This window comes from Streptomyces sp. NRRL F-4489, from assembly GCF_001509485.1.
Lineage (GTDB): Bacteria > Actinomycetota > Actinomycetes > Streptomycetales > Streptomycetaceae > Streptomyces.
This window is the reverse complement of record NZ_LLZI01000109.1, coordinates 1-4,496: the sequence shown is the minus strand read 5'-3', so window position 1 is coordinate 4,496 and position 4,496 is coordinate 1. Positions and strand designations below refer to the sequence as shown.

The following is a 4,496-nucleotide window of genomic DNA, read 5'->3' as shown; positions in this document are numbered from 1 at the left end:
GACGTAAAGCGAAGCAGTCCGGCACACCCCCACCCCGCAGGCCCGGCACCGCTGCCGACCAGCCCCGCGCAGCGGACCCCATGCGCCGAAGGCGCAAGCGACAGGCACCCGCACGGCGGGACAGCCAACAACGTGGGAAGCCAGCCAAGCGCAGCGGCCCGGCACCGCTGCCGACCAGCCCCGCGCAGCGGACCCCATGCGCCGAAGGCGCAAGCAACAGGCACCCGCACGGCGGGACAGCCAACAACGTGGGAAGCCAGCCAAGCGCAGCGGACCGGCACCGCGGCCGACCAGCCCCGCGCAGCGGACCCCATTGCGCCGAAGGCGCAAAACAGGACCCCGCACGGCGGGAAAGCCAACAACGTGGGGCGGCAACCTACGCGCAGAGGGAGGCCAGCGTGCGCAACGTACGCGGATCCGGCGCCGTGACCAGGAGGTCCGTGATCGGCCCGGCCCGCCACAGGGCCAGCCGTTCGGCGATGCGGGCGGCCGGGCCGACGAGGGAGATCTCGTCGGCGAAGGCGTCGGGAACGGCCCGCACCGCCTCGTCGCGGCGGCCGTCGAGGAAGAGCCGCTGCACGCGGCGGGCTTCGTCCTCGTAGCCCATGCGTGCCATCAGGTCGGCGTGGAAGTTCCGGGCCGCGTGGCCCATGCCGCCGATGTAGAAGCCGAGCATGGCCTTGACCGGCAGCAGGCCCTCGGCCACGTCGTCGCAGACCGCCGCCCGGACCATCGGCGCGATCAGGAAGCCCTCCGGGGCGTCGGCCAGCGGCTCCCGGTAGACGTCGGTGCGGTACGGGGACCAGTACAGCGGCAGCCAGCCGTCCGCGATGCGGGTGGTCTGGGCGATGTTGCGGGGCCCCTCGGCGCCGAGCAGGACGGGCAGGTCCGGGCGCCGGGGGTGGGTGATGGACTTCAGCGGTTTGCCGAGGCCGGTGCCGTCCGGGCCGTCGTAGGGGAGCGGGTGGTAGTCGCCGTCGCAGGTCACCGGGCGTTCGCGGCGCAGGACTTGGCGGACGACGGCCACGTACTCCCGGGTGGCGGTCAGCGGGCTGCGGGGGAACGGGCGGCCGTACCAGCCCTCTACGACCTGCGGCCCGGACAGTCCGAGGCCGAGCATCAGCCGCCCGCCGGAGAGGTGGTCGAGGGTGAGGGCGTGCATCGCGGTGGCGGTGGGGGTGCGGGCGGCCATCTGCGCGATGCCGGTGCCGAGTTTGATGCGGGTGGTGTGCGCGGCGATCCAGGTGAGCGCGGTGAACGCGTCCGAGCCCCACGCCTCGGCGGTCCACACCGAGTGGTAGCCGAGCCGTTCGGCCTCGCGGGCGAGGTCGAGGTGGCGGGGGTCGGGGCCGCGGCCCCAGTAGCCGAGCGCCAGACCGAGTCGCATGGGGCCCGCCCTTCTCCGACGGCCGGTTGCAGGCAGGGCAGCGGCAGTGCCGGGGCAACTACCTGACGTACCGTCAGCTCACGTGGTGAACCGCACTGTACGGGTGCGTCGTGGACATGGCAACGGCCCCCCGCCGGAGAAGCGGAGGGCCGTTCGGTGCTGACCGGGGCGCGGAAAGGACTCAGCCGCGCTGGATGCCGGTGGTGTCCTGGAGGATGCCGCGCCGGCCGTCCTGGGTCTGCGCGATCAGCGCGGAGCCGCGCTGCTCCACCGCGAGGTACCACGTGCCGGGCGCCAGTTCGGCGATCGGCGCCGGCGCGCCGTCCTCGCCGTACAGCGGGCGGGCCACCGGCACCGCGAACCAGAACGGGGCGAAGTCCGCCGGGCCGCCGGCCGCGGCGGTGGCCCCCGCCGCCCCGCCGGACGTGGCGCCGGAGTCGCCGGCCGGGGCCGGCTGGCCGCCGTGGGTCTGGCCCGGCTGCTGCTGGGCGCCCGGGTAGCCGTAGCCGCCCGGCTGCTGCGCGCCCGGGTAGCCGTAGCCCTGGGTGCCGCCGGCCGCGCCGTACGGGCCGGCGACCTGCGGGCGCGGCGCGCCGACCAGGGCGGCCTTCAGGGCCGGGACGAGCGGGGTGGCGACCGCCGCGCCCGCCTGGGCCAGTGCCGCGATCAGCCCGATGATCAGGCCCGCGCCCGCGCCGTGGCTGTCGATGATCGCCCAGAACGCGGTCCAGGCGGCGAACACGGACAGCGCCACCCCGAACTGCCCGAGCTCCAGCCCGGCGACCTTGCGCGGCTGCGGCAGCGCCCGCGCCGTGACGATCAGGGCGGCCGCGATGACGCCGGCCAGGTAGACGCTCATCAGCAGGTGCAGCGATTGCCAGGCGTTCGTGTCGCCGTACGCGTAGAGGCTGAGGAACGAGGCGATCAGCAGCAGCACCGCTGCTCCGATCACCACCCCATCGCCTCGACTGAGGGAGCGGATGTTCACGTAAAGGTCCTTTGTCGGTTTCGTGTTCCTGGTCGACTGGTGAGGGCGTCGACGCTGTCACTGGCGCGCGCGGTGCGTAGCACGGCGATGGCCCCCCATCGTAAAGGGGAACCTATCGCCGGAACCTGTGGGCCGTCCCGGAGTATCGGCGCGCCCGCGGACGCACTTCCGGTCGCCTGTCGGAGAAGTCCGTCCCGCAAGTCCGTCCCGGAAGTGCGTTCCCTGTGAGGGGAAGTCCGTTCAGCGGGACGAGGAGTTCGTTCAGCGCGTCAAGAAGTCCGTAATGCCCTTGGTGATCCCGCGGGCCGCCTTTTCCCGCCAGGCGGGGTCGGTCAATTGCGCGGCATCCCGCGGATCGCGCATATTGCCGCATTCGATGAACACCTTGGGGACGGTGGAGAGGTTGAGGCCGCCGAGATCCGCGCGGACGTCCAGACCGGTGCCGTGGCCGAGGTAGTTGGAACGGGCGCTTCCGGTCGCCGCCGCGAAGTCCGCGGCCAGCCGCTCGCCCAGCTCCCGCGACGGCCCGGTGATCGGCGCGGTGTCGGCCGCGCCCGCGGTGACCCGGTCCGGGAGGATCACGTGGAAGCCGCGGTTGCCGGGCGCCGAACCGTCCGCGTGCACCGAGACCGCGGCGTCCGCGTGCGCCGCGTTGCCCGCCGCCGCGCGCTCGTCCACGCACGGCCCGTACGGCCGGTCGCCGTCCTGGGTGAGCACCACCTTGGCGCCCGCCGCCTCCAGCAGCGTCCGGGCCCGCCGCACCACGTCCAGGGTGAACGCGGCCTCGGCGTAACCGCCGTTGGTGGCCGTACCGGTGGTGTCGCACTCCTTGCGGTCGTTGCCGATGTCCACGAGCCGGGCGATTTGCTGGGTGTGGTCGGCGTTGTGGGGATTGTGCCCCGGGTCGAGGAGGATGGTTTTTCCGCGGAGGCCGGCGGGGGTGGTGCCGGTGCCGCGGCCGGTCTGCGAGGTGGGGGAGGGGGCCGGGGCCGTGCCGCCCCCTGGTGGCTCCGCCGCGGGCGTCCCCGGTGACGGTGATCCCGGCGCGGCGGCACCGGTCGGGGACGGGTTACCGCCCGGCGGGTGCCAGAGCAGCCGGGCGCCGGCGCCGGCCGCCGCGACCACGGCCAGCAGGGCCAGCGTGATCAGCAGGGCGCCGCGCGGGCGGCGGCGGTACGGAGGGAACGTGCTGCCGTTGTTCGACACGTGCGCGATGCTACGAGCTGCCGGCCGCGACCGGCTCAGATCCCGGCCCCGGTCCGCCGCAGGACCCGCAGCGAGCGGTGCGCGGAGACCTCGGTGAACGCCCCGGAATCGAGCGCCCGGCGGTAGATCCGGTACGGCGCCTGGCCGCCGTCCGCCGGGTCCGGGAAGACGTCGTGGATCACCAGCAGCCCGCCGTCCGCCACGCGCGGGGCCCAGCCCTCGTAATCGGCGGTGGCGTGCTCGTCGGTGTGCCCGCCGTCGATGAACACCAGCCCGGCCGGCGCCTGCCACAGGGCCGCGATCCGCGGCGAACGGCCCACCAGGGCGATCACCTGGTCCTCCAGGCCCGCCGCGTGCAGGGTCCGGCGGAACGCGGGCAGGGTGTCCATCCGCCCGACGACCGGATCGACCACCTCCGGATCGTGGTACTCCCAGCCCGGCTGCTGCTCCTCGCTGCCCCGGTGGTGGTCCACGGTGACGGCGGTCACCCCGGCCGCCCGCGCCGCCTCGGCCAGCAGGAGCGTGGAACGGCCGCAGTAGGTGCCGATCTCCACCAGCGGCAGCCCCAGCCCGGCCGCCTCGGCGGCCGCCGCGTACAGGGCGAGGCCCTCGTCCACCGGCATGAAGCCCTTCGCCGCCTCGAACGCGGCGAGGATCTCCGGCCGGGGCGCGGTCGGGGCCGTGGGGGCGGTCATGGGTTCCTCCTGGGGGTCGGCCCTGGTGGCGGGCTTCGGCCGTGGCCGGTGGCAATCGCGGTCGTGTGTCGTGTGTCGTGTGTCGTGGGCGCGGTCGCGGTCGCTGTTCATCGTGCCGTATGGGCGGGCCGCGAACAGCCGGCGGAACGAAGAGACGGCCGCCCGCCGGTAACACGCAAAGCCGGTAAGCGGGTAAGCCGGAAACCGCCGGAACGGAAGC

At 74.4% G+C, this 4,496-nt stretch carries 4 protein-coding genes; all 4 read right to left on the bottom strand.

The window, feature by feature from the left end; genetic code table 11:
• Positions 1-376 precede the first annotated feature (376 nt).
• The 4 genes from ADL22_RS10495 to ADL22_RS10480 all read right to left on the bottom strand — a co-directional run bounded on the left by ADL22_RS10495 (position 377) and on the right by ADL22_RS10480 (position 4,276).
• Complete coding sequence (locus ADL22_RS10495; protein ID WP_066976121.1) at positions 377-1,387, bottom strand: LLM class F420-dependent oxidoreductase; 1,011 nt, start codon at positions 1,385-1,387, stop codon at positions 377-379.
• A gap of 181 nt (positions 1,388-1,568) precedes the next feature.
• Positions 1,569-2,375, bottom strand: coding sequence for a DUF5336 domain-containing protein (locus ADL22_RS10490; protein WP_079064008.1), 807 nt, complete (start codon positions 2,373-2,375; stop codon positions 1,569-1,571).
• Between the two features lie 261 nt (positions 2,376-2,636).
• The gene (locus tag ADL22_RS10485; RefSeq protein ID WP_079064007.1) at positions 2,637-3,581 is read right to left on the bottom strand and encodes an N-acetylmuramoyl-L-alanine amidase; all 945 of its coding nucleotides are present in this window, start codon (positions 3,579-3,581) and stop codon (positions 2,637-2,639) included.
• A 35-nt stretch (positions 3,582-3,616) separates the two neighbouring features.
• Complete coding sequence (locus tag ADL22_RS10480) at positions 3,617-4,276, bottom strand: class I SAM-dependent methyltransferase (RefSeq protein ID WP_066976116.1); 660 nt, start codon at positions 4,274-4,276, stop codon at positions 3,617-3,619.
• Between the last annotated feature and the right edge of the window lie 220 nt (positions 4,277-4,496).

Coding starts and splice junctions, on each gene's coding strand:
- ADL22_RS10480 (WP_066976116.1), bottom strand. CDS start 4,276: ATGACCGCCCCCACGGCCCCGACCGCGCCCCGGCCGGAGATCCTCGCC.
- ADL22_RS10495 (WP_066976121.1), bottom strand. CDS start 1,387: ATGCGACTCGGTCTGGCGCTCGGCTACTGGGGCCGCGGCCCCGACCCC.